This window comes from Mesorhizobium sp. AA22, from assembly GCF_001672375.2.
GTDB lineage: Bacteria > Pseudomonadota > Alphaproteobacteria > Rhizobiales > Rhizobiaceae > Mesorhizobium > Mesorhizobium wenxiniae.
This window is the reverse complement of the sequence record NZ_CP048406.1, coordinates 5,382,449-5,404,281: the sequence shown is the minus strand read 5'-3', so window position 1 is coordinate 5,404,281 and position 21,833 is coordinate 5,382,449. Positions and strand designations below refer to the sequence as shown.

At 62.2% G+C, this 21,833-nt stretch carries 27 protein-coding genes and 1 pseudogene; 18 read left to right on the top strand and 10 right to left on the bottom strand.

Annotation, left to right across the window (positions count from 1 at the left end; all coding sequences use genetic code 11):
* Positions 1 to 200: 200 nt before the first annotated feature.
* Positions 201 to 956 carry a glucose 1-dehydrogenase gene (locus A9K68_RS25845; RefSeq protein WP_065006176.1) on the bottom strand — a complete coding sequence of 252 codons (756 nt, stop codon included), beginning with the start codon at positions 954 to 956 and terminating at the stop codon, positions 201 to 203.
* Between the two features lie 188 nt (positions 957 to 1,144).
* Here A9K68_RS25845 and A9K68_RS25840 point away from each other — a divergent pair, with 188 nt between their 5' ends.
* From A9K68_RS25840 to A9K68_RS25785, 13 genes and pseudogenes are all read left to right on the top strand, one after another.
* A complete protein-coding gene (locus A9K68_RS25840; protein ID WP_029355497.1) occupies positions 1,145 to 1,741 on the top strand; it encodes a L,D-transpeptidase in 597 nt (198 codons plus the stop codon).
* Between the two features lie 198 nt (positions 1,742 to 1,939).
* Positions 1,940 to 2,080, top strand: coding sequence for an ABC transporter (locus tag A9K68_RS31910; protein WP_082982116.1), 141 nt, complete (start codon positions 1,940 to 1,942; stop codon positions 2,078 to 2,080).
* Positions 2,081 to 2,222: 142 nt separating this feature from the next.
* Entirely contained in the window at positions 2,223 to 2,807 is a 585-nt protein-coding gene (locus A9K68_RS25835; RefSeq protein ID WP_065006177.1) for a hypothetical protein, read from the top strand.
* A gap of 159 nt (positions 2,808 to 2,966) precedes the next feature.
* Positions 2,967 to 3,554, top strand: a complete 588-nt coding sequence (locus tag A9K68_RS25830; RefSeq protein ID WP_065006296.1) for a protein-S-isoprenylcysteine O-methyltransferase — start codon at positions 2,967 to 2,969, stop codon at positions 3,552 to 3,554.
* A gap of 10 nt (positions 3,555 to 3,564) precedes the next feature.
* Positions 3,565 to 4,344, top strand: a complete 780-nt coding sequence (locus A9K68_RS25825; protein WP_065006178.1) for a hypothetical protein — start codon at positions 3,565 to 3,567, stop codon at positions 4,342 to 4,344.
* The gene (locus A9K68_RS25820; RefSeq protein WP_065006179.1) at positions 4,341 to 5,231 is read left to right on the top strand and encodes an SDR family NAD(P)-dependent oxidoreductase; all 891 of its coding nucleotides are present in this window, start codon (positions 4,341 to 4,343) and stop codon (positions 5,229 to 5,231) included. Before A9K68_RS25825 ends, A9K68_RS25820 begins: the two co-directional genes overlap by 4 nt.
* Before the next feature lie 2 nt (positions 5,232 to 5,233).
* A pseudogene (locus tag A9K68_RS25815) lies at positions 5,234 to 5,482 on the top strand (ribosome biogenesis GTPase Der); the annotation flags it as partial.
* A gap of 278 nt (positions 5,483 to 5,760) precedes the next feature.
* Positions 5,761 to 6,945, top strand: coding sequence for a cell wall hydrolase (locus A9K68_RS25810; RefSeq protein WP_065006181.1), 1,185 nt, complete (start codon positions 5,761 to 5,763; stop codon positions 6,943 to 6,945).
* Positions 6,946 to 7,187: 242 nt separating this feature from the next.
* Complete coding sequence (locus A9K68_RS25805; protein ID WP_065006182.1) at positions 7,188 to 7,586, top strand: AtpZ/AtpI family protein; 399 nt, start codon at positions 7,188 to 7,190, stop codon at positions 7,584 to 7,586.
* A 71-nt stretch (positions 7,587 to 7,657) separates the two neighbouring features.
* Positions 7,658 to 8,416, top strand: a complete 759-nt coding sequence (locus A9K68_RS25800; RefSeq protein ID WP_029355511.1) for a F0F1 ATP synthase subunit A — start codon at positions 7,658 to 7,660, stop codon at positions 8,414 to 8,416.
* Positions 8,417 to 8,494: 78 nt separating this feature from the next.
* Complete coding sequence (locus A9K68_RS25795) at positions 8,495 to 8,719, top strand: F0F1 ATP synthase subunit C (RefSeq protein ID WP_023799397.1); 225 nt, start codon at positions 8,495 to 8,497, stop codon at positions 8,717 to 8,719.
* A 76-nt stretch (positions 8,720 to 8,795) separates the two neighbouring features.
* Complete coding sequence (locus tag A9K68_RS25790; protein WP_065006183.1) at positions 8,796 to 9,395, top strand: F0F1 ATP synthase subunit B; 600 nt, start codon at positions 8,796 to 8,798, stop codon at positions 9,393 to 9,395.
* Positions 9,396 to 9,405: 10 nt separating this feature from the next.
* Positions 9,406 to 9,897, top strand: coding sequence for a F0F1 ATP synthase subunit B (locus A9K68_RS25785; RefSeq protein WP_065006184.1), 492 nt, complete (start codon positions 9,406 to 9,408; stop codon positions 9,895 to 9,897).
* A gap of 274 nt (positions 9,898 to 10,171) precedes the next feature.
* Here A9K68_RS25785 and A9K68_RS25780 read toward each other — a convergent pair whose 3' ends face one another.
* Together A9K68_RS25780 and A9K68_RS25775 are read right to left on the bottom strand one after the other, a co-directional pair.
* Positions 10,172 to 10,867: a ribonuclease HII gene (locus A9K68_RS25780; RefSeq protein ID WP_029355520.1), complete on the bottom strand. Its 696-nt coding sequence runs from the start codon at positions 10,865 to 10,867 to the stop codon at positions 10,172 to 10,174.
* 154 nt (positions 10,868 to 11,021) lie between these two features.
* On the bottom strand, positions 11,022 to 12,176 hold the full coding sequence (locus A9K68_RS25775) for a PA0069 family radical SAM protein (RefSeq protein WP_065006185.1): 1,155 nt from the start codon (positions 12,174 to 12,176) through the stop codon (positions 11,022 to 11,024).
* 151 nt (positions 12,177 to 12,327) lie between these two features.
* On the opposite strand from A9K68_RS25775, the gene A9K68_RS25770 reads away from it, so the two are divergent.
* The 4 genes from A9K68_RS25770 to A9K68_RS25755 all read left to right on the top strand — a co-directional run bounded on the left by A9K68_RS25770 (position 12,328) and on the right by A9K68_RS25755 (position 16,200).
* Positions 12,328 to 12,834 (top strand): glycosyltransferase, encoded by a 507-nt coding sequence (locus A9K68_RS25770; RefSeq protein WP_065006297.1) that lies wholly within the window; start codon positions 12,328 to 12,330, stop codon positions 12,832 to 12,834.
* A gap of 229 nt (positions 12,835 to 13,063) precedes the next feature.
* Entirely contained in the window at positions 13,064 to 13,948 is an 885-nt protein-coding gene (locus A9K68_RS25765; RefSeq protein ID WP_348640694.1) for a cyclase family protein, read from the top strand.
* Positions 13,949 to 14,141: 193 nt separating this feature from the next.
* Entirely contained in the window at positions 14,142 to 14,969 is an 828-nt protein-coding gene (locus A9K68_RS25760; RefSeq protein ID WP_065006186.1) for an MBL fold metallo-hydrolase, read from the top strand.
* A gap of 256 nt (positions 14,970 to 15,225) precedes the next feature.
* Positions 15,226 to 16,200 carry a hypothetical protein gene (locus A9K68_RS25755; protein ID WP_065006187.1) on the top strand — a complete coding sequence of 325 codons (975 nt, stop codon included), beginning with the start codon at positions 15,226 to 15,228 and terminating at the stop codon, positions 16,198 to 16,200.
* A gap of 32 nt (positions 16,201 to 16,232) precedes the next feature.
* Here A9K68_RS25755 and moaB read toward each other — a convergent pair whose 3' ends face one another.
* The 6 genes from moaB to A9K68_RS25725 all read right to left on the bottom strand — a co-directional run bounded on the left by moaB (position 16,233) and on the right by A9K68_RS25725 (position 19,948).
* Entirely contained in the window at positions 16,233 to 16,790 is a 558-nt protein-coding gene (moaB, locus tag A9K68_RS25750; RefSeq protein WP_065006188.1) for a molybdenum cofactor biosynthesis protein B, read from the bottom strand.
* Positions 16,777 to 17,679: a 4-(cytidine 5'-diphospho)-2-C-methyl-D-erythritol kinase gene (locus tag A9K68_RS25745; protein WP_065006189.1), complete on the bottom strand. Its 903-nt coding sequence runs from the start codon at positions 17,677 to 17,679 to the stop codon at positions 16,777 to 16,779. Before A9K68_RS25745 ends, moaB begins: the two co-directional genes overlap by 14 nt.
* Positions 17,680 to 17,704: 25 nt before the next feature.
* Positions 17,705 to 17,890, bottom strand: coding sequence for a hypothetical protein (locus tag A9K68_RS25740; RefSeq protein ID WP_065006190.1), 186 nt, complete (start codon positions 17,888 to 17,890; stop codon positions 17,705 to 17,707).
* Between the two features lie 82 nt (positions 17,891 to 17,972).
* On the bottom strand, positions 17,973 to 18,839 hold the full coding sequence (locus tag A9K68_RS25735) for a S49 family peptidase (protein ID WP_065006299.1): 867 nt from the start codon (positions 18,837 to 18,839) through the stop codon (positions 17,973 to 17,975).
* An 84-nt stretch (positions 18,840 to 18,923) separates the two neighbouring features.
* Complete coding sequence (locus A9K68_RS25730; RefSeq protein ID WP_065006191.1) at positions 18,924 to 19,724, bottom strand: tRNA1(Val) (adenine(37)-N6)-methyltransferase; 801 nt, start codon at positions 19,722 to 19,724, stop codon at positions 18,924 to 18,926.
* Positions 19,724 to 19,948, bottom strand: coding sequence for a DUF2007 domain-containing protein (locus A9K68_RS25725; protein ID WP_029355541.1), 225 nt, complete (start codon positions 19,946 to 19,948; stop codon positions 19,724 to 19,726). Before A9K68_RS25725 ends, A9K68_RS25730 begins: the two co-directional genes overlap by 1 nt.
* Before the next feature lie 166 nt (positions 19,949 to 20,114).
* On the opposite strand from A9K68_RS25725, the gene A9K68_RS25720 reads away from it, so the two are divergent.
* Complete coding sequence (locus A9K68_RS25720; protein ID WP_065006300.1) at positions 20,115 to 21,131, top strand: polyprenyl synthetase family protein; 1,017 nt, start codon at positions 20,115 to 20,117, stop codon at positions 21,129 to 21,131.
* A gap of 39 nt (positions 21,132 to 21,170) precedes the next feature.
* On the opposite strand, the gene A9K68_RS31905 is transcribed toward A9K68_RS25720, so the two are convergent.
* Entirely contained in the window at positions 21,171 to 21,824 is a 654-nt protein-coding gene (locus A9K68_RS31905) for an MFS transporter (RefSeq protein ID WP_348640729.1), read from the bottom strand.
* Positions 21,825 to 21,833 lie beyond the last annotated feature (9 nt).

The following is a 21,833-nucleotide window of genomic DNA, read 5'->3' as shown; positions in this document are numbered from 1 at the left end:
GCTCGCGGGCAGCGCCTGCACATTTTCGGGCAAGCGATTCCACCGCAACCTGCAGCAGGATGTCGGCAAGTCGCCCCGCCACCGGGTCTGGCTCGGCCTTCCTTGCGACGCGGGGACAGCGCCATCTCGGGCAGTGCGGGCAGCCCGGCGATCTGCGGCGTCATCACCCTGACAGTAGCCAGTGGGGACAGCCACTGCACCTAATGGGCGGTGTAGGCTCCGTCCACCAGATGGTAGCTCCCAGTGATAAAGCTGGCCTGATCGGACAACAGGAAGCACACAAGAGCCGCTACCTCTTCCGGTTTGCCGCGCCTGCCCATCGGCTGAAGACCTGCCATGCGCCGGCTGGCTAATACCTCCGTTTGCTCCGATAAAAGAGGCGTTTCGATCCAGCCGGGGCCGACGACATTGATCCGGATGCCCATCCTCGCATATTCGATCGCCGCAACCTTGGTCAGTCCAACGACCCCGTGTTTTGCTGCCGTGTAAGCGGACGCAGTTGGCAAGCCGACGGAACCGAGAACAGAGGACATGTTCACGATGGCGCCTCCGCCTCGATCCAACATGGCGGCGATTTCGTACTTCATGCTGTAGAAAACGCCATTTAGGTTGACGTTTATCAGCCTGTGCCAGTTGTCGAGCGGATAGTCTGCCGTTGCTTTTCGAATGCCGTCGATACCTGCATTGTTTACGGCCATATCCAGTCCGCCGCATTTCTGGACAGTGAACTCGATCAACTTTTCGACGGCTGCCGCATCCGTGACATCGACCGCAAAGTCGTAGGCCCTGCCTCCTTGCGCGTTTATTTCGGCGGCCATGCAGCGCGCGGCCTCGGCATCAAGGTCGGCGACAACAACCTCGGCTCCTTCTTGCGCGAGTTGCCGTGAAACAGCCGCTCCTATTCCGGAGCCTGCACCGGTCACAATCGCGACTTTCCCATGGAAGTCAGCCTTCATCGTCCCTGTCCTATGCCCATTGTGGCATAACCGAACAGAGGCAGACGGTTATCGCAAGAAGTTTTGCTCCAATTCGCTTGTCAATCCTGTGAATTCATTTCGCCACCACACAGCGAGACTTGGCCCGCAGGCCCTGGAATGGTAGAGACGAGGGCGGGGTAGATTGACCAGTTTCCTAGCAGGTAAAAATGGAAGAACACCACATTGCGCGCCGCGGGCTCGTGCTGGGTAGTCTGGCTCTGATGGTCTCCGGATGTACGTCGACATTACGACAGGTGACGGAGCCGATTTCATCCGCGTTCGGACCAAGAAGTGGCCTCAGTCCCCGTTACCGACGGCAGCATGTGCGGTACGACGGAAACGAGCCGGCTGGAACGATCGTCGTCGATACGTCGCAACGTTTTCTCTATGCCGTCGAGGGCGACGGGTGGGCGACGCGCTACGGCGTCGGCGTCGGGGAGCAGGGACTTTCGTTCAAGGGTACAGCGACCGTCGCCCGCAAGGCGGACTGGCCGTCGTGGACACCCACCGCCAACATGATGAGGCGCAAGCCGCGCCTGGTGAAGTATGCAGGGGGGGTCCCTGGCGGACCAAACAACCCGCTTGGTGCGCGTGCCCTTTATCTCTATCGCAACGGGCGCGACACCCACTTCAGGATACATGGTACAAACGAGCCATGGACGATAGGCACAGCGGTATCGAACGGGTGCATCCGTTTGACAAATGACGACATCATCGACCTCTACGACCGTACTCCTTTGGGCACGACGGTGGTGGTCGTTTGATGGTGGCAGGCCTGATCTTCGTTGGATGGTGAGCCCTGCCGGCACGTCACCGCAAAGGTGCCGCCTGCAACCGGGCGCCGACTGTGTCATTTCTGCACTAGGCGTTGGTGTAGATCGCAGCTAACTTGGCGGGGCTGCATATCGTTTTATTTGTGGCGATTCTATAGGCTGTTCCGCCCCCGGGGAAAGGATTGCTTGATGAGCAGGATGTTGATTGTAATGGTTGCTACCCTCGCCGTTGCCAGCCTGAGCGGCTGCGCGAACGGCTGGATCGGTAAAGGAAAGGGGAAGGCTCCTCCGCCGGAACCCGCTGCCGTAGAAGAGCCAGTGATTAAATAAGCACCGGCTTTCGGTGATTTGGGGAAGGGCCGCTGGGCCCTTCCCCATCGATATGCAGGGGCCAAGGCCGGATTCGCAGCCTGCCTGCGGTTGGCGGGCATAGGCTGGCACTAGGTCTGCGGTCCTCGGAGTTGTGGATGAGATGACGCTTGTAAGTGGCCGTTCAACAATTGTGGCCCTGCTCGCGCTTGTCGCGGCGTCATGTCAGTCGCAGGACAACAAGCCCCAGCCGACTTTTGTGTCCAATGATCGGGCACTGAAAACCGCGGCGATGCCGGCGCGCGCGGCCCAGCGGCATTTCATCGAGTTCCGCTCCCGATACGCCCTTACCTACGGCCATTCCTACGTGATTTTTGGACAATTGAACCAGGCGGGACGGATGGTCAATCCCGAAGTCGCGGGGCTCGCTCCGAAGTCCGATGATCCCAATGTCTATGTTCTCGGCCATTTGGCGCCCGTGCCAGCCTCGACCGGGTGGACGGACGGCGACCTGGAAGATGCCTACCGGTCGGCAAGCTGGCGAGTTTTACTTACCGAAGCCGAATATAGGAAAGTCGTCGCGAGCATACGAAAGTTGCAGGCCAGTTCTCCGCTTTGGCACGCCTCGCTCTACAACTGCAACGCATTCGTAGCGGACATCGCCAGATCCATGGGGTATAAGACCCCCGGTACCTGGCTCCGGCCGCAACAATTCATAACCAAGCTTCGGGAGATGAACGGGGGTTGAAATGCGATTGGCAAAACCGCTTTCGCGTCTCATTGCCCGGTTAAGTCCGAAAGGAACGCGCTCTGAATGTCAATCGGTCGACAATTCGGACGGTGACATCGTTGCGACAGCTTGTCGTGGTCCCAGATCGAGAAAAGGCTCCGGTGACCTGAAGTGACCATTGCTGTAGCCTCACTTGGCGAGATCATATGGGTGATCGGCATCGTTGCTTGGTACGTGATCCGGTATCCCTTCGAGCGCCGGGCAAGGCGCGTTCGAATTGTAGCTGGCGGCCGCTCAAGTTCCGACACTGTCGGGCTTGCATCGGCCCTCCTTGGCCTCGCGATCCTGCCTGGCTTCTATGTCGCCACCGGCATCCCCGCAGCGGCTGACCATCCGGCCAGCGCGTGGTCCGTGGCGCTCGGAACCATCATCTTCTGCTCTGCGCTGTGGATTTTTCGTCTATCCCACAGGGAACTTGGCCGTAACTGGTCGATTACGCTCGAGATTCGCGAACGGCATGAACTGGTCAACGCCGGGCCATATGCCCTGGTCCGTCACCCGATGTACACCTCGTTCCTGCTTATGGGGCTCGGCCAGGTCTTTCTGCTGCCGAACTGGGTTGCGGGCATATCCGGTTTGATCGGTTTCGCAGTGCTTTTCCTGCTGAGAGTGGATAAGGAAGAGCGTATGATGCTGGAGAATTTCGGCTCGCAATACCGTGCCTATATGGAAAAGACCAAGCGAATAGTCCCTTATCTTTACTAGAGGTCTTTTGATGCGAGGCCGAGCCCTCAAGCTTTCGGCGCCCCGGCGCCTTGTTGGCGATCTGATGAGGTTTTCGATCGGCGTGCCACGGGTCGCGGTGCAGCGTCAGATGAACCTCGGCCCACTCGTAAGGGCTAGAATGGCGCAGCAGACCAGGCCCTCATGGACCGCGATCTTCCTGAAGGGATACGCGCTTCTCGCCCAAGAGGTGCCGGACCTACGACGCGCCTATGTCAAGTTGCCCTGGCCGCAGCTTTACGAGTATCCGGCAAGCGTAGCCTCGATTGCCCACGAGCGCGAATATAATGGCGAGCCGGCCGTTCTGCTGAGCTGCATCAAGTGCCCGGAGCGCTACTCTATCACGCAACTTGAGGAATCCATCCACGCGGCTCGATCACGGCCTATCCTGGAGGTCCCGGAGTTCCGGCGTGCCTTGCGGATGGCAGGTGCGCCCGCGCCAGTCAGGTGGCTGCTTATGTGGCTAGGGTTGAACATCGGCCGGCAAAGGGCAAATTACTTCGGTACCTTCCAACTGTCCGTCTATTCTGGTCTCGGTGCGGAATCACTCAACCCGCTGACACCATTGACCACGCTTCTAAACTACGGTCCGATCGAAAAAGACGGATCGGTGAATGTCCGCATCCACTACGATCATCGGGTCATGGATGGAGCAAACGTCGCACGAGCACTGGAGAGATTTGAAAAGATTCTGAACGGCACTGTCGCCAATGAAGTGATGCTGCTCGGTCAAAATGTTGCCGCTCCTGCAAGACAGAGGAACGCGACATGATTTCGCACGGTGAATTCCGGCCAGCCGTCGTCGTGATTGGCGGCTCGGGTGGAATTGGCCGGGCAATTGCGAGCGTCGCTGCACGGGAGCGCGGCGCGGTTGTGCTGGTTGCCCGCTCGCCCGAGGGTTTGGCCGCCGCGGCGGCTGAGGTTCGGGAGGGGGGTGGCGAGGCATTCACGCTCGAGTTGGATCTCGTGGCAGGCGATGCGCCAACGCGCCTGGAGGGCTTTCTGTCCGCACACGGCCTGGTCTGTGATGTCCTGGTCAACAGCGCCGGCTATGGCCTGCGCGGCGCGGTGACGGCGCTGCCTGTTGATGGTCAACTCGGCATCATCGATCTCAACATACATTCCCTCACAGAACTGACCCTCCATTTTCTGCCGGGAATGATGGCACGCCGACGGGGTGGGGTGCTCAATCTCAGTTCTGTCGCCGGGTTCGTTCCCGGGCCTTATATGGCTCTGTACTTCGCTAGCAAAGGTTTCGTGCGCTTCTTCTCAGAGGCGCTTCATCAGGAGTTGCGCCGAACCGGCGTGACGGTCACATGCGTGGCACCGGGCCCGGTGTCGACGGAGTTTCTCGCAAGGTCAGGCGCCTATCAGACGGTGCTCTTCAACATCTTGCCCAAGGTGGATCCGGAGTATGTGGCCGAACGTGCGTGGCGAGGGTTCAAATCCGGTCGTCGTCTCGTCGTACCGGGAATCTCGGCCAAGTTGGCTGCCCTTGCGGCGGCGCTCCTGCCTTCCGCAGCGATGCTGCCCCTGATCGCCCGGCTGCAACGCGGCGGCAATGATCCATGTCCTTGCGGTTCAGGTATGAAGTTCAAGAAATGCTGCGGTACCCGCCAGATCCAGCTACGCCGCGGCCCTCGGGGAATTATCCCCTGACCATCCTGGCGCATCATCCGCCGCCCGCAGTGGCGGGGCGCCGGCTGAAGATCAAATATGTCACGCAGGCCAAAACTCGCCCGCCAGGCTTCGTCGTGTCCTGCTCACGGCCGGACGCGATGCCGCAATCTTATGTCCGCTATCTCTCGAACAGCCTGCGCGAAGCCTTCGACATGCCAGGTGTGCCGATCCGCATCGCCTTGCGCACCTCGGAAAATCCGTTCGCCGGCAAGGCGAAAAAACGCCGCTGAGCGCTGTCTCGTCATCAAGCCACTTTCTTCAGCTTTCATGCCTCGCATTTTCGGGCTTGTCGTCATCTGGTCGTGACCGGCGTCTGGCTGGCTGCGGCTTATTGCGCGCTGATCGCCTGGCCGATCTTTCTTCGGCCCGAACATGGCCGCAAAAGCGCCTGACTTCAGATCGACAGGGGGATCGACAGGAAAACACGATCCAACCTGTTAACGCCCCATCAAGGTTAATGCATCATTGTGCCTCTCCAGTGGGGTCAGTTGCGTTTCTGGAGAGTTCCGTGCATCGACGTGTTCTGAAGCGGCTTGTCGCTGTCGCCGGTGAGAAAAAACGTTCCTTTCTGTCTCCTTTGGTCATTGGACTTGGCATCTGGGTCGGCTTTCCCAATGTCATTGCCTACCAGGACATGACGAGCCTGATTTCGGGCCTCAAGGCGCCAAATGCCCGCTGGAACGCCTATGTCGAGAAATCCGTCGCCGGCTCGGTCCATGCCGCCGAAATGCCTTTCCTCGATTCCGACACCACCGGCTCGATCTCCGGTTCCGGCGTGCGGTTGCCCGGCGTCGGCGCCGTGTCGTTTCGCGGCAAGGGCAGCGTGGCCAGCACGACGCCCGACGAGGACCGCATCATGCGCGCCGACAAGAAGGGCCGCATCATCATCGTCTCACCGGTCGCGCCGCCGAAGAACTTCAACGCCGGCTCGATTTTCGAGCGCACCTCCTCGCTGCTTCGCCCGAGCATGGACAGCGGCTTGAAGATGGCTTTCGCCAAGCCCGAGATCAAAGGCAAGGAAATCCAGATTGCCGCCGCGTTTCATAGGCGCGTCGACAAGAAGCCGGATCCTGGGGTGCCGGCCATGCTGGCCGCACTGGTCAACAACGATCGCCCCGACGTCCTGGCGACCGCCTACGCAGCGGCCGCGCCCGACTATGCGCAGGCTTCGCCCTTCGAGGCCTTGCTTAAGGACGAGAAGCCGAACGATGGCCGTTTCATTCCGCCGGTGGCCAAGGGCGATCATTCGTGGATGCAAACTCCGCTGCCGGCGAGCGTCTTCTCCAAGCCGGAACAGACTTGCCTCGCCAACGGCATCTATTTCGAGGCGCGCGGTGAATCCGTGCGCGGCCAGGCCGCCGTCGCCCAGGTCATCCTCAATCGCGTTCGCAATCCGGCCTATCCGAACTCGATCTGCGGCGTCGTCTACCAGAACGACAAATGGTTCAACCGTTGCCAGTTTTCCTTCGCTTGCGACGGCAGGAAGAAGCGCATCCAGAGCCCTTCCCACTACAAGACCGCGCAGGATATCGCCATGGCGGTCACTGCCGGCAAGATTTTCATCCCGGAAGTCGGATCGTCGACCCATTACTACGCCAACTACGTCAACCCGGGTTGGGCGCGAACGATGAAAAAAATGACCAAGATCGGCCTGCATATCTTTTACCGCACCTATGGCGGCGGCTGGAGCTGAGCGCTCCGGCAAGGCCCCGGGCGCGGCCGATCGAGCACCCGTTGCCGGAGGGATTCGCTCGCGGCACGCCAACGACGGTAGCGGGCACGATGTCGCACCCTGGCAAGCGCTTGATTTAAATAGGGAAAATACTTAAGGCTGAAGTCCCACCCGTGGCTTGACGGGCGCGGACCCTCTAACTATGTTGCCGGCGACTTAAGAGCGGACGGACGGCGACGATCTGACCTGGCAAGGGGGTTGCGATGGCCGACAACAACGGGCCAGACGGAACCGGAGAAACCGGCCGCGGCAAACAGCGTCAAGCCGACATCCGCGACGACGATCTTGAGCGCCGCCGGCGCAACCTTGAAGCATCGCTTGCGACAAGGCGGCCGGGCCGGCTCGAGGGGAAAGACGACGCGAAAGCGGGCAGTGCGGCCGGATATGGCCAGGCGCTCAAGCTATCCAGCGAGTTCATCGCCGGGATAGTGGTTGGCGCTGGTCTCGGCTGGATCATCGACCGTCTGGCGGGGACCTCGCCATGGGGGCTGATCGTTTTTTTGCTGCTGGGTTTTGGCGCCGGCGTTCTCAATGTCCTGCGCTCCGCGGGACTTATGGCGGAATTCGGACAGGGCGACAAAACCCGCGATCCGAAAGAATGAACTTGAGGCGCCGCTTGCCGGCGCAGTGAACAGGACGCTAAAGCCGCGTGCGGCTTTGATGGGGATTTAAAGTGGCTGCTGACAAGGTCGATCCGATCCACCAGTTCCATATCAACAAGCTGATTCCGATCGAGATCGGCGGCTACGACCTGTCCTTCACCAATTCGGCGCTCTTCATGGTCGCGACCGTCGCCGTCGCATCGGCGTTCCTCTATCTCACCACCTCGAGCCGCAGCCTCGTTCCCACCCGTCTTCAGTCGGTCTCCGAAATGGCCTATGAATTCGTCGGCAACATGCTGAGGGACGCGGCCGGAACCCAAGGCATGAAGTTCTTCCCCTTGGTATTTTCGCTGTTCATGTTCGTGCTCGTTGCCAATCTGCTCGGTCTTTTCCCGTATTTCTTCACCGTCACCAGCCACATCATCGTCACTTTCGGCCTTGCCGCGCTGGTGATCGGAACTGTCGTCGTCTACGGCTTCATGAAGCACGGCCTCGGTTTCCTGAAACTGTTCGTCCCTCATGGCGTGCCGATTTACCTGCTGCCGCTGGTGGTGCTGATCGAGGTGATTTCCTTCGTCTCGCGCCCGGTCAGCCTCTCGGTTCGTCTCTTTGCCAATATGCTGGCCGGCCACATCACGCTGAAGGTGTTCTCGGGCTTCGTGGTGAGCTTGAGCGCGCTTGGCACGCTCGGCGTTGCCGGATCGGTCCTGCCGCTGGCGATGGCCGTGGCGCTGACGGCGCTGGAATTGCTGGTCGCCTTCCTGCAGGCCTACGTCTTTGCCGTGCTGACCTGCATGTATTTGAACGACGCCCTGCATCCCGGGCACTGACCCAGGCTGGCCAAGAGTTTCCGGCATTGCTGCCGGATGGAATTGCAACGGAATTTTAGATCCAAAGGAGTTGAACAAATGGAAGCAGAAGCAGCAAAGTTCATCGGCGCCGGCATCGCATGCCTCGGCATGGGTGGCGCCGGTATTGGCCTCGGCAACATCTTCGGCAGCTATCTGGCGGGCGCGCTGCGCAATCCGTCGGCTGCGGATGGCCAGTTCGGCCGCCTGATCTTCGGCTTCGCCGTGACTGAAGCGCTGGGCATCTTCTCCCTTCTCATCGCGCTTCTGGCCCTGTTCGGCTGAGCCCCTGTTCGGCTAAGATTGGGAATTGGACGGGCCGGCCGCAATCGGCGGCAGGCTTGATATCAGGGGATAGTCCATGTTCGTGACATCTGCCTTTGCGCAAGAGTCCGCGCCCGCCGTTGAAGGCGGCCATACCGGCACGGAAGGTGATACGCATTCCGGGACCGGCGTGCCTGCCGAGGCGCACGGCGTGTTCCCGCCATTCGATCCGGCGACATTCCCGTCGCAGCTTCTGTGGCTGGCGATCACCTTCGGGCTGTTCTACCTCTTCCTGAAGAAGGTGGTGATGCCGCGTGTCGGCGGCATCATCGATGTCCGCAACGACCGCATCACCCAAGATCTCGATCATGCCGCCAGACTGAAGGGCGAGGCCGATGCCGCCGTTGCCGCTTATGAGCAGGAGCTGGCGGAGGCCAAGGCCAAGGCCAATGCGATCGGTCAGCAGGCCAACGATTCCGCCAAGGCGGAAGTCGAAGCCGCCCGCAAGAAGGTCGAGGAAGCGCTTGACCAGAAGCTTGGCGAAGCCGAGGCTCGCATTTCGTCCATCAAGGCCAATGCCATGAAGGAGGTCGGCACGATCGCCGAGGACACTGCTTCGGCCATCGTCGAGGCGCTTGTCGGCGGCAAGGCCAGCAAGGCCGAGATCGCGGCAGCCGTCAAATCCGTGGCCCGGTGAGGAGCGCATCATGGACGCCACATCACTCGCGACGCTTTGGGCCACCGTTGCCCTCGTCATTTTCCTGGCCATTGCCGTCTACATCAAGGTGCCGAGGCTGATCGCCAAGGCGCTCGACGCCCGCGCCGACAAGATCAGCAACGAGCTTGAAGAAGCGCGCCGGCTGCGCGAGGAGGCCCAGCAATTGCTCGGTCAATACCAGCGCAAGCGCAAGGAAGCCGAGCAGGAGGCCGCCGACATCGTCGCCGCCGCCAAGCGCGAGGCCGACATGCTGGCTGCCGAGGCGCACAAGAAGACCGAGGACTATGTCGCCCGGCGCACCGCGCTTGCCGAACAGAAGATCGGTCAGGCCGAGCGCGAGGCGATCAGCGAGGTGCGCGCCAGCGCCGTCGATATCGCCGTCGAAGCCGCCCGCACGCTGCTCGCCGGCAAGATTGACGCAAAGGCCGGCGCCGACCTGTTCAAGGCCTCTCTTCAGGAAGTGAAGTCCAAGCTGAATTAAGCGACTTCATCCAGAAGCCATCGAAAGCTGCCCGGGAAACCTGGCGGCTTTTTTGTTGGGCGACAGTGGAGATTGGCGAAAACGGTCGAGCGCACAATCTCCCCCCTTGAGGGGGAGATGTCGCCGAAGGCGACAGAGGGGGTCGCCTCAGCGTCGCGACGTCATATCGGATAACACGTCGGATGAAAGAGAAGGTCGGCGCTTCACGCGCGGCGACACCCGCTGGCCTGCCGGCCATCTCCCCCTCAAGGGAGGAGATTAGCCACCGCTTTCGCTAGTCCAGGCCGGAAAGGCTCTCTTCATCGAGCACTTCGGTTCCGCCAAGCCGGAACGGTGCGAAGGACGCGCGGTGCAGCCGCGCCACCGGTCCATGCATCTCGATTGCGGTGCGGTGGCGGACCGTGGCGTAGCCCATATGCAGTTCGAACCCGTAATGCGCGTGATGGCTGCCGCAGCCGCACATCATGCGGTCGCGCATCACCTTGGCGACGATCGAGGCGGCGGCGATCGACTGCGAGCGTTGATCGCCCTTGATCAGCGCTCTTCCTTCGCATGGCAGTCCGGGCGGCACGTCTCGGCCATCGGCTAGGGCCAGCTTTGGCTGCACCGAGAGCCCGACCAGAGCGCGGCGCATCGCCTCGAGGCTGGCCTTGAGAATATTGCTGCCATCGATGCCTTCCGCGCTGACCGAGGCCATCGACACGCCAAGAGCGGAGCCGAGGATTTTCAGGAACAGTGCCTCGCGCTGCAGATGGCTGAGGCGCTTGGAATCGTCGAGACCATCGGGAATGTTGGCGGGATCGAGTACCACCGCTGCCGCGACGACTGGCCCGGCGAGCGGGCCGCGGCCGGCCTCGTCCATTCCCGCCACCGGCCACAGACCTTCGGCCATCGCCTTCGTCTCGAAGGAGAAATCGGGTCTCTCGACGATTTCGAAGAGAAGCGGAGAATCAGAACGCGCGCGAGCCATGTTGCGGCGAGGTTCGCATCGGCTCCGATTCTCCGCAAGCCCCTCCGGGGCGGTGAGGCACCGGACCCGGAGGGCACCGTCTGCAAGCCCGGGGACAGGACAGGCCGGACGGGATTTTTCCATGTGCCGCCGGCTGCTGCGGCACATGATGCCTTCAAAGCAGCATCAGTTGCTCGGTTGCCTTGGCCGCAGCGACGAACTGGTCGGTCCTGAGCGACCGGCGCTCGGCATTGAGGCCAAGCCGTTTGGCGGCGATCTCGAAGCGCCGGCCGATCTGCCAGGCATACGGGCCAGAGCCTTTCATGCGCTTGCCCCATTCCGAATCGTAATCCTTGCCGTCGCGCATCGAGCGGATCAGCGACATCACGTGACGGTAGCGGTCGGGATAATGGCGCAGCAGCCAATCCTTGAAGATCGGCGCGACCTCCAGCGGTAGCCGCAGCAGGACGTAACCCGCCTCACGCGCGCCCGCCGCGTAGGCCGAATCGAGGATGCGCTCCATCTCCTGGTCTGTCAGGCCAGGGACGATCGGTGCGACCATGACAGAGGCCGGAATGCCGGCATCCGAAAGCCGCCTGATCGCCTCCAGCCGCTTGCTCGGCGTCGAGGCGCGGGGTTCCATGGTGCGCGCCAGCATGCGGTCGAGCGTCGTCACCGACAGCGCCACCTTGGCCAGTCCGCGCTCGGCCATGCGCGACAGGATGTCGATGTCGCGCGTCACCAGCGCGGATTTGGTGACGATGCCGACCGGGTGGCCGCGCGCCTCCAGCACTTCGAGGATCTCGCGCATGATCCGGTACTGCTTCTCGATGGGCTGGTAGGGATCGGTGTTGGTGCCGATCGCGATGGTGCGCGGCTGGTAGCCGTCCTTCGACAGTTCCTTGTCGAGCATGCGCGCCGCATCCGGCTTGGCGAACAGCTTCGATTCGAAATCCAGCCCCGGCGACAGCCCCATGAAGGCATGCGTAGGCCTGGCGAAACAGTAGACGCAGCCATGTTCGCAGCCACGATAGGGGTTGATCGAGCGGTCGAAGGAAATATCGGGTGATTCGTTGCGGGTGATGATGGTGCGCGGCTTCTCGACCTGCACCTCCGTCTTGAACGGCGGCAACTCCTCCAGCGAATTCCAGCCGTCATCGAAGACATGCCGGCTGACCGGCTCGAACCGCCCGGACGGATTGATGCCCGCGGAACGGCCGCGATTGCGCTCCGGACGCACGCGCATCCCGCTCTGTTCGATCATCGCATTGGCCATCTCGGCTCTTCCTGCTCCGAAGGCTGCAATGTCGGCACGCACGATCTGTTCCATTTTCGCCCTCTCCCAGGGACTGTCGGCTGGCTGTCGAATCGCTCTGTTCATGAAATTATTCCTATTTCGTTTACTGGAACAAATCAAGAACAATTTTATGATGCGACGCAAAAACTGGCGCTGCGCCCGGCTTTCCGCTATTCGGCTAACGATGCTCAGCGTTCTCATCCAGACCCTGAATGACGAGGAAAGACTTGCCCGCACGCTCGCCTCGCTGATCGGCGGCGCGGTCGAGGGCGTGGTGCGCGATGTCATCGTCTGCGACACCGGCTCGACCGACCAGACGCACCGCGTTGCCGAACATGCCGGTTGCCTTTATGTGGCGAGCGGTGGCATTGCTGCCGGCATCAGGCAGGCCAAGGGCGACTGGCTGCTGCTGCTGGAGCCGGGCGCACGGCTGGCGGAGGGCTGGATCGACGAGGTCGTCGCCCACACAGCCAGGCAAACCATGCCGGCGCGGTTCTCGCGGGCGCGCGGCAGCCGCGTGCCGTTCCTGTCGCGGGTGTTTTCGGGAAACCGGGCACTGGCCGAAGGGCTGGTGATCAGCAAGCGTCAGGCCGCGGCCATGTCGAAAAACGCCCGCAGCGCCGAAGCCATCGCGCGCGGCCTCGCGACCAAGAGGCTCGACGCCGAGATCTGGGTGGCGCCGGTGAAGTGAAGGGCGTCCCTCTCCGGTAAGCGGACGAGGGAAGAGCGCGTCCTCCGCTGGGATGAGGCGGCGCTCAAGCCGTGGGCGGAAAGCGGCTTGGTGGAAGCCGTATTGGCGCGAGGAATGCATATGCTTGTCGTCCTGCGGGAAACTCGCGATACTCGGCGACGTCTAGGGGAGATTGCAGATGAATGTATCTCAATTCGTTCGTATCGCCTTACTCGGAGCCGCTTGGTCAGTGCCAGCGATCGCGGTGGCGCAGGAATCGTCCCTTTGGTCGGTTTATGAGAACACGCTCAAATCGGCCAAGTACATCGATCTGACCCATGCCTTCGAGCCGGTGCAGCCCGTATGGCCAGGCTTCGCAAATGCCAAGTTCAAACCGGCTGTCGCCGGCAAGGATATCGAGGGCTACGTCAAGGCCGGCGAAGAGTTCACCTACGACAAGCATGGGTTCGTCGCGAGCGCCTACGAGTTGACGACGGACCAGTATGGCACGCAACTCGATCCGCCCTCCCACTGGAACCCACTCGGTGCAACGATCAGCGACCTGCCGGCCACTTATGCCGTGCGGCCGCTCGTCGTAATCGACATCAGCGGCAAGGTGCAGACTGACGAAGGCTATCACCTCCAGGTCGCTGACATCGAAGAATGGGAAAAGGAGCACGGCCGCATACCGGAGGGTTCGGTCGTCTTTGTGCGTTCGGATTGGCACAAGAAATGGTCCGATGCCGCCCGCTTCAACCAGAAGCCGTTTCCAGGCGTCAGTTTGAACGCGCTGAAGTTTCTGCATCTGGAGCGGAAGATTCTGTTTCATGGTCATGAGCCGCTCGACACCGACACCACGCCCAATCTCGAAGGCGAACATTGGCTGCTTCACAACGATTTCACGCAGGCAGAAGGCGTTGCAAATCTCGATAAGGTGCCAGAGGCCGGGGCGTTGGTCACAATCGGCTTTGCCAAGCCGCTCGGCGGGTCAGGCGGATATGCGCGTTACATCGCTATTGCACCCGCCGACTGGACGGAGGGCGTTTCGGTCACCGAAGCGCCTGGTGTGCCGCTTTCCCGGCAAACCGCACCGCTCAAGCGCGACGAGAACGGCGTCTTCCATCCGACGCCCTGATCACTGGCGATGTCAGTCGGGAGGCCGAGCCATGGCGGGTTCCATTCCGCGCGATTTGTCGCGCAAGTCGGGACAAAAGGTCCAGACTACCAACCCCTCCGGCGCTCGCGAAAACGTGACTGTCCCGACGATAGCCATCACAATTGCTAGCGTTATCGTAGCATGAGCGCCGATCCTGCCACGGGAGGCAGTCATGCTCCGCCCATCTGCTGCCGTTCTGCTGACCCTGGCTTTCTGGCCGTTCGCCGCGCCGGCCCAGGAAGAGCCGCCGCCATCGAGATGCGTTGCGATCGCCGAAGCGCTGCCGTCGGCCACCTATGCCAGCTTCACAGCGCCAAAGGCGCAGACGCCTCTGCTGGCCGAGGCTTTCGTCGACGGCGACGTTACGATCACCTATGCCGGCCATTCGACCTACATCATCGAGACGCCCGCTGGCGTCAGGATCGCCACCGACTTTTCCGGCGTCTATGGCGCCGACCCGCTGCCGCGCGTGGTGACCATGAACAAGGCCCACCGCACCCATTATTCGGACCATCCGGATCCCGCCATCGAACATGTGCTGCGCGGTTGGAATCCAGACGGCGGTCCGGCGCGCCACGCCGTTGTCGTGGACGATGTCTACATCCGCAACGTGCCCACGGATATCCGTAATGGCGGCGATCTCGGCAAGGACGGCAATTCCATATTCATTTTCGAAGTGGCGGGACTCTGCATCGGCCATCTCGGCCATCTGCACCACCGGCTGGAGGATGCGCATTACGGCGCCATCGGTCGGCTCGATATCCTTATGGTGCCTATCGACGGCGGCATGACGCTGTCGCTTGACCGGATGACCGAAATCACCGCGCGGCTCTATTCCTCGATGATCCTGCCGATGCATCGCCATGCCACCGCGATCAGCGAATTCACAGGCAGGATGGGCGACGATTTCGCGGTGGAATTCCTCTCCGGCCGGTCGCTGACGGTTTCGCTGAAGACCCTGCCCGACCGGCCGACGATCATCATTCTCGACGGGGTTTGATCGCTTCGTCGCGATCTTCTCCGCCGCGCGCGGCCTCCGTTCCACCTCGCTCGAAACACTCGCTGTCGCGAAATCAACGAGCCTTAATGCTCTGTCAAGCTTGCCGGAAAGTTTGCGACAGCTCCTTTTATTGTGCATTGCACAAAATCTGACCGGGGGTTACCATTCCTATAATGCGGGCGGATCGGTATGGGTAACGCCTGAGCGGTGAGCGGCCGACGCTTCGTCGACGCTGCCCTCATAGCTGAGGATCCTGATGGCCCTTTCAAGCCCTGACAAATCCGGTGCTGCAAGCCTCGAGTCGATCGCTCGAAACGGCAGCCTGCTGCGCCGCATTGCCGTGCGGATTCCAACCTATCTGTCGGATGTTCGCGAGAATCCGGCATGGCTGCCGATGTTCATGCTGGCGCGCACCATGCCGGGGCGGCGGTTGCATTGGCGTGGCGCAAAACCGGTTCGACCGGCACAAAAAGCTGAGGAGACGATGTTCACCGGCGTCGACCGTGATGCCGTGGTCGGCGCGCTCCGCTCGGACGGCCTCTTTTCCGGGCTTGCCCTGCCGTCGTCGGTCCACCAGGAGATCGCCAGCTTTGCGCAGCGCACGCCTTGCTTCGGCAATTTCGACCGACGGCTGGAGTTCCTGCCGGCCGAGCACGCCGACGCCGAGAAGCACTTCGGCCGTCCCTTGCTCAGCGGCCACTTTTTCGAGCGGGTTCTCGACTGCAATGCTGCGCTTACCGTGCAGCGCGATCCGCTGCTTCTCGACATCGCCGCCCATTATCTCGGCGGCCAGGCGAAGCTGATCACCACGCGCGTCTGGTGGAGCTTTCCGACGAGCTCCGTCTCCGACGCCGAGAAGAACCTGGCGTCGCTTGGCAAATACCACTTCGATCTCGACGATTGGCGGATGCTGAAATTCTTCTTCTATCTCAATCCGGTCGATTCCGGGACTGGTCCGCATGTCTATGTCCGCGGCAGCCACAACCGCCGCGCCCTCAAGCACCAATTGACGCTCCTCGTCGGCCATCCCGCGGAAGAGGTTCTGAACGTCTACGGCGCGCAGAGCCCGATTACGCTGACCGGCGAGGCAGGTTTGGGCTTTGTCGAGGATCCCTTCGGCTTCCACATGGGCACAGTGCCGACGCGCAAGCCGCGGCTGATGATGGAAGTCGGCTTCGGCGTTTCGCCGCCCTCGCGCCGGCGGTTCCACGGCGAGCCGGTTATTCGCTGATTTTGGCCCCGAAACAGCCTTGGGAGCTTGGCCTAACTTGTCTTGGTCCCGCCGCGCCGCAGATGTTCGTCCAAGCGCGGCATGATCTCGACGAAGTTGCAGGGCATGTGCCGGTAGTCGAGCTGCGGCTTCAAAATGCCGTCCCAGGCGTCCTTGCAGGCGCCGGGCGAACCCGGCAGCACGAAAACGAAGGTCGCGTTGACGACGCCGCCGGTCGCCCGACTCTGGATCGTCGAAGTGCCGATCTTGTCGTAGGAAATGCGGTGGAACACTTCAGAAAAGCCGTCCATGCGCTTTTCGAAGATCGGCTCCAGCGCCTCCGGCGTCACATCGCGACCGGTAAAGCCGGTGCCGCCGGTGGTGATGACGACATCGATCGCTTCGTCCCTCGACCAGCCCAGAACCTTGTCTCGAATTTTCTCGCGGTCGTCGGTGACGATGTCGCGGGCGGCCAGTAAATGGCCGGTCTCCACGATGCGGTCGACCAGCGTCTGGCCGGATTTGTCGTCGGCGAGGCTGCGCGTATCGGAAACGGTCAGCACCGCGATGCGCACGGGAATGAAGGAACGGCTCTCGTCAATCCTGGCCATGCGTGTCAGCCTCAGATGTCATGGTTCGCGTTGCGGCGACGAACCAGTCGGGATGGCGGCTGCGGATATCGACGGCCGCGCGCTTGGCGACATTGCCAGTCTCAAACAGCCCGAAGCAGGTCGCGCCGGAACCCGACATCCGGGTGAACCCCGCTCCAGCCTTGTTGAGCACCGAAAGCGCCTTGCCGATGGCGGGTTGGATTGCCCGCGCCGCGGGCTCGAGATCGTTGCGCGTAATCTCCAGCCAGTTGCGGATGCTGTGGAAGTCGAGGTCGCGCGGCAGCGGCGGCAGGCCCTCATTGTGGCGATCAGAAAGGGCATTGAACACCTCGGCCGTGGAGACGGCGGTGCCGGGATTGACGAGGACCAGCCCGAGTGCCGGAAAGCCCGGCACGGCCGACAACTCTTCGCCAATGCCGAGCGCGATCAGCGGCTTTGCCGCAAGGCACATGGGAACGTCGGCGCCCAGCGAGAGGCCGATCCGCGCCAGTTCGGCGTCGTTGAGATCCAGCCTCCATATCTCAGCGAGCCCGCGCAACACCGTTGCGGCGTCGCTCGACCCGCCGCCGACGCCGGATGCGACCGGCAGGTTCTTTTCGAGCCTGATGGCGACCGGCGGCGTTTGCGCCGGACCGGCCTGCTTTCGCAGCGCGTCGCGCGCTTTGACGGCTAGGTTGCTGTCGTCGAGCGGGACCGCGGAGACGTATCGGCCCGACGCGGAAAACCCGTCGCTGTCGGCAAGTTCGATCTCGATCCTGTCGCCGAAGCGCGTGAACACCGCCAGGCTCTCGATCATGTGATAGCCGTCGGCGCGCCTGCCGGTGACGTGCAGCGCGAGATTTATCTTGGCGTGCGCATGCCACGCCCGGACAGTGATGCCGGATTCCACGGGGTCAGTCGCGAGGGGGATGATGTCAGTCCTTGGCCAGCCGGTATTCGCCGGTCTTCGGGTCCTTGACCAACGTGCCCATTGTGCCGTTGGTAGCCTGCTTTTCGGTGCGCCGTATCTTGGCCGTCACGCGCTCAGCTTCCCTGACGAAGGAGCGATAGCCGAAATAGGCGAGCAGGCCGACGGTGATGAAGAAAATGATCTGTGGCATGTCAAACTCCTCCCTCACAAGGCCGACTGCGGCGGCCGGTCGGGTCGCTCAAGCTTTCAAGCTAAACGCTTTTACCGGCTTTTCAAAGCCCGAAGCGCGCCCATAATGCGCGCTCTTCCGCCGCATCGATCACGCTGCTTGCGGCAGCCGCGGCGATCTCGGGCGCCGAAAAACCCGCTCTGCTCGAGCCGAACCAGCCGAACCGGCCGAACAGGCCCCGCGGCGCCGTGATCAGTTTGAGCTGGGTCTTTGGCCCGAAACGGGTCTTCAGCACGCTGCGCATATCGCCGAGCGCATCGACAAGGCCGAGCTCCAGCCCCTTCTTACCGGTCCAGAACAGGCCGGTGAACAGGTCCGGGTCGTCCTTGAGCTTAGGGCCGCGCCGGTCCTTGACGAGATCGATAAAGGTCTCGTGGACATCGAGCTGCAGCGCCTTCAGCCGTTCGATATCTTCCTTCTTCTCGGGCTTGAACGGATCGAGCACCGCCTTGTTCTGGCCGGCAGTATGGACGCGGCGCTCGACGCCGATCTTCTTCAACAGCTCGGGAAAGCCGAACGAGGCCGACACCACGCCGATCGAACCGACGATGGAGGACGGATCGGCAAAGATCTCGTCGCCGGCAATCGCTATCATGTAGCCGCCCGAAGCCGCCACGTCCTCGACGAAGACCAGAACCTTTTTGTTCTTCTCGGTCGCCAGATCGCGGATGCGTCTGAAGATCAGCCGCGACTGCACTGGCGAGCCACCTGGCGAATTGATCGAAATGGCGACCACGGGCGCATCGAAGGAAAACGCCTTCTCGATAGGGCCGGCAGTGGACGCGAGCGACAGGCTCGGCCGGAACTGGCCGCCGCCGGGCATGATCGTACCGTGCAGCCGGATAACAGGAATAACGACGATGTCGGAGCGCCAGGATTTCGGCAGCAGGCGGTTTAGGAAGCGTTTCACGGGGTCTCCGGTCAATTGGCTTGAAGGCATGTAGGGATTCGCCGGCCAACGGCAATGCCCGCGCCGCTTGCTGGTAGAAAAGGCTCAGTCGCCGAACAGCGAAGCCAGCCCGTTATTGATCATCTCGGTCCGCTCCGTTGGTCCGTCGCCCGATCGCGCATGCAGCATCAGCGGCGGGCGGATCGACAGTTTTCCGCGTGAGCCGAGTATTGCCCTGACGACGATGCGGATCGCCGCTGCTTCGGGGCGAGGGTGGACGGACAGCATCTCGGCGTCGCCGAAGCGGCCTGATATCGCATCGAGGATGGCGCCGAGCTGATCGGGCCTGGCAATCACGGCAAGACCGCCGCGCGGCCTGACCACGGCAGCCGCACTTCGGATCCAGCTGTCGAACAGCCGATCCTCCATGACATGCGCCGCCTTCCTGAGCGGGTCGGGCGTGGCGCGATCCTCGGCGGCGTTGAAGGGCGGGTTCATGATGACGAAATCGAAGGAGTTGTCGGCAAGCCCAGTGGCTGTTCGCGCTTGGCCCGACAGCGCAACGTCCGCGGCGAGCACCGAGGCGCGGTCGTTGAGATGCGCATTGCCGGGATGGGCAAGCGTCGTTGCGGCGAAGGCTGCCATTTCCGGAGACCGTTCGATGAGCACGGCCTCGGCATCAGGACAGCGCGACAGCACGGCCAGGCCTGCGGCGCCAGCGCCCGCGCCGAAATCGGCAAGGCGCCCGGCGAAGGAGGAGGGCACGGCAGCGGCCAGCATCATGGCGTCCATGCCGGCGCGATGGCCGGCTTGTTTCGGCTGCACCAGCCAGAACCGCCCGCGATGGAAGGCATCGACCGTATGGGCCGGCGTGTCCTGGACAAGGGTGGCGCGCGCCGCGGACATTATGTCTGGCGGATCTCGTTGGCGATGCCGGCATCCGTCAGGATGCGCCGCGCCGCATCGGCCTGGTCGGCGTCAACCAGGATGCGCCTGGGCAGGATGCCGATCGAACCGTCGAGCACGCTCATGTTCTGGTCGGCGACGAAACAGCCGATGCCGGCATCGCGCATCAGCGATTCGACAAAGGAAATGATCACGGCATCGTTGGTGCGGATAAGCTCTATCATCGGGCGAAACTCGCAGGTTGCAGCGTTTATGTAAATGTGGGTGGCTCCGGACGCCAGCCTCGACCGCGCCAATTCGCCTCTTGCCGTGCCCGTGGGTACCGCCCTAGAGTCTGCCGCGGGATCGGGGTGCCGTCGTGCGCGTGACTTCTGGACGGGAGTGTTTGTGGTGGGTGTCGTTCTCAACATCGAAAACGGGAAGCGCGATGCCGCCTCCATAAAGGATCTCATCGACCTGACGTCGACCGATATGGGGCGTGTCAACAAATTGATCCTGTCGAAGGCCGGTTCCGACGTCGAGATGATCCCGGAGATTGCCAACCACCTGATCTCTTCCGGTGGCAAGCGGCTGAGGCCGATGCTGACGCTCGCCTCGGCCCAGATGTTCGGCTATTCCGGCGAGGGCCACGTCAAGCTCGCTACATCGGTCGAGTTCATGCACACCGCCACGCTCCTCCACGACGATGTCGTCGACGAGAGCGGCATGCGGCGCGGCAAGAAGACCGCCCGTATGATCTGGGGCAACCAGGCGAGCGTGCTGGTCGGCGATTTCCTGCTTGGCCAGGCTTTCCGCATGATGGTCGATGTCGGTTCGCTGGAAGCGCTCGACATCCTGTCCAGCGCCGCCTCGATCATTGCTGAGGGCGAGGTGATGCAGCTCGCCGCCGCCAAGAACCTCGAAACCACGGAGGATGAGCATTTCGCGGTGATCAAGGCCAAGACCGCGGCCCTGTTCTCGGCCGCCGCCGAGGTCGGTCCGGTCATCGCCCAGGCTACGCGCAACGATCGCGCGGCGCTGCGCTCCTACGGCATGAATCTCGGCCTTGCCTTCCAGCTGATCGACGATGCGCTGGATTATGGCGGCACCAGCAAGGATCTGGGCAAGAATGTCGGCGACGACTTTCGCGAAGGCAAGGTGACGCTGCCGGTGATCCTCGCCTACCGGCGCGGCACCAAGGCGGAACGCTCCTTCTGGAAGCGCGCCATAGAGGACAATGTCACCGACGGCACCGGGCTGGAGAAGGCGATCGGATTGATGACCCGCCACGGCGCGATCGCCGACACGATCGGGCGCGCCGGCCATTTCGGCGAGATCGCCCGCGACGCGCTGGCGCCGCTCGAAGCGACGCCGCAGAAATCGGCGCTGATCGACGTCATCGATTTCTGCATCAGCCGGGTGAACTGAGAGGCATCGCCGATATTTGGCCGGCACGGCGTCCGCACGTCATTTTGGTTTCCCCGGAAGAACCATTGCAGCGAGCAGGCTGAAAACGATGCCTGCCGCAGCGAGCCAGAAGGCGACCTGGATGCCGTCGGCGACAGCGATCTTCAAGGCATCACCTGTCAATCCGCCGACATTGCGGTTGGCAATCGCGATCAACACCACCATGCCGATCGCATTGCCGACATTGAGCATGGTGGAGGCCATCCCCGACGCGACACCCTGCTCGTCATGGGAAACACCCGAAGCGGCGGCGATCCACATCGCGGTCCAGACGATGCCTTGTCCGACTCCGGAGATGATCAGGCCGGGTACGAGGGATAGATAGCTGCTGTCGGCGTTTGCACCTGATACGATCAAGGCCGTCCCGATCGCCCCGATGACCATGCCGCCAACCAGCGTGGCGCGCGTCGAAAAACGCGTTGCCAGACGTTCGCCGACCTGCGTGCCGGCCGCGATGGCGACTGATGGCACCAGGAACGCCAGGCCGGCCTGCAAGGCGGTGAAGCCATGCACGTTCTGTAAAAGCACGGTGAGGAAGTAGGGCAGGGCGCCGAAAGTCCCCATGAAGAGGAAGGTGATCGTCATGCCGGCGACGAGGCTGCGGTTGTGGAACAGGCGCAGCGGCATCAGCGGGTCGGCGCTCCTTGCCTCTATCGCTGCGAA

Excerpts from the sequence above, each read along its gene's own strand:
- A9K68_RS25835 (WP_065006177.1), top strand. The coding sequence starts at position 2,223 with ATGACGCTTGTAAGTGGCCGTTCAACAATTGTGGCCCTGCTCGCGCTT.
- moaB (WP_065006188.1), bottom strand. The coding sequence starts at position 16,790 with ATGGCCAGGATTGACGAGAGCCGTTCCTTCATTCCCGTGCGCATCGCG.
- A9K68_RS25755 (WP_065006187.1), top strand. The coding sequence starts at position 15,226 with ATGGCCCTTTCAAGCCCTGACAAATCCGGTGCTGCAAGCCTCGAGTCG.
- A9K68_RS25740 (WP_065006190.1), bottom strand. The coding sequence starts at position 17,890 with ATGCCACAGATCATTTTCTTCATCACCGTCGGCCTGCTCGCCTATTTC.
- A9K68_RS25840 (WP_029355497.1), top strand. The coding sequence starts at position 1,145 with ATGGAAGAACACCACATTGCGCGCCGCGGGCTCGTGCTGGGTAGTCTG.
- A9K68_RS25820 (WP_065006179.1), top strand. The coding sequence starts at position 4,341 with ATGATTTCGCACGGTGAATTCCGGCCAGCCGTCGTCGTGATTGGCGGC.
- A9K68_RS25790 (WP_065006183.1), top strand. The coding sequence starts at position 8,796 with ATGTTCGTGACATCTGCCTTTGCGCAAGAGTCCGCGCCCGCCGTTGAA.
- A9K68_RS25725 (WP_029355541.1), bottom strand. The coding sequence starts at position 19,948 with ATGATAGAGCTTATCCGCACCAACGATGCCGTGATCATTTCCTTTGTC.
- A9K68_RS31910 (WP_082982116.1), top strand. The coding sequence starts at position 1,940 with ATGAGCAGGATGTTGATTGTAATGGTTGCTACCCTCGCCGTTGCCAGC.
- A9K68_RS25785 (WP_065006184.1), top strand. The coding sequence starts at position 9,406 with ATGGACGCCACATCACTCGCGACGCTTTGGGCCACCGTTGCCCTCGTC.
- A9K68_RS25760 (WP_065006186.1), top strand. The coding sequence starts at position 14,142 with ATGCTCCGCCCATCTGCTGCCGTTCTGCTGACCCTGGCTTTCTGGCCG.
- A9K68_RS25780 (WP_029355520.1), bottom strand. The coding sequence starts at position 10,867 with ATGGCTCGCGCGCGTTCTGATTCTCCGCTTCTCTTCGAAATCGTCGAG.
- A9K68_RS25730 (WP_065006191.1), bottom strand. The coding sequence starts at position 19,724 with ATGTCCGCGGCGCGCGCCACCCTTGTCCAGGACACGCCGGCCCATACG.
- A9K68_RS25770 (WP_065006297.1), top strand. The coding sequence starts at position 12,328 with ATGCTCAGCGTTCTCATCCAGACCCTGAATGACGAGGAAAGACTTGCC.
- A9K68_RS25805 (WP_065006182.1), top strand. The coding sequence starts at position 7,188 with ATGGCCGACAACAACGGGCCAGACGGAACCGGAGAAACCGGCCGCGGC.
- A9K68_RS25825 (WP_065006178.1), top strand. The coding sequence starts at position 3,565 with ATGCGAGGCCGAGCCCTCAAGCTTTCGGCGCCCCGGCGCCTTGTTGGC.
- A9K68_RS25775 (WP_065006185.1), bottom strand. The coding sequence starts at position 12,176 with ATGGAACAGATCGTGCGTGCCGACATTGCAGCCTTCGGAGCAGGAAGA.
- A9K68_RS25845 (WP_065006176.1), bottom strand. The coding sequence starts at position 956 with ATGAAGGCTGACTTCCATGGGAAAGTCGCGATTGTGACCGGTGCAGGC.
- A9K68_RS25795 (WP_023799397.1), top strand. The coding sequence starts at position 8,495 with ATGGAAGCAGAAGCAGCAAAGTTCATCGGCGCCGGCATCGCATGCCTC.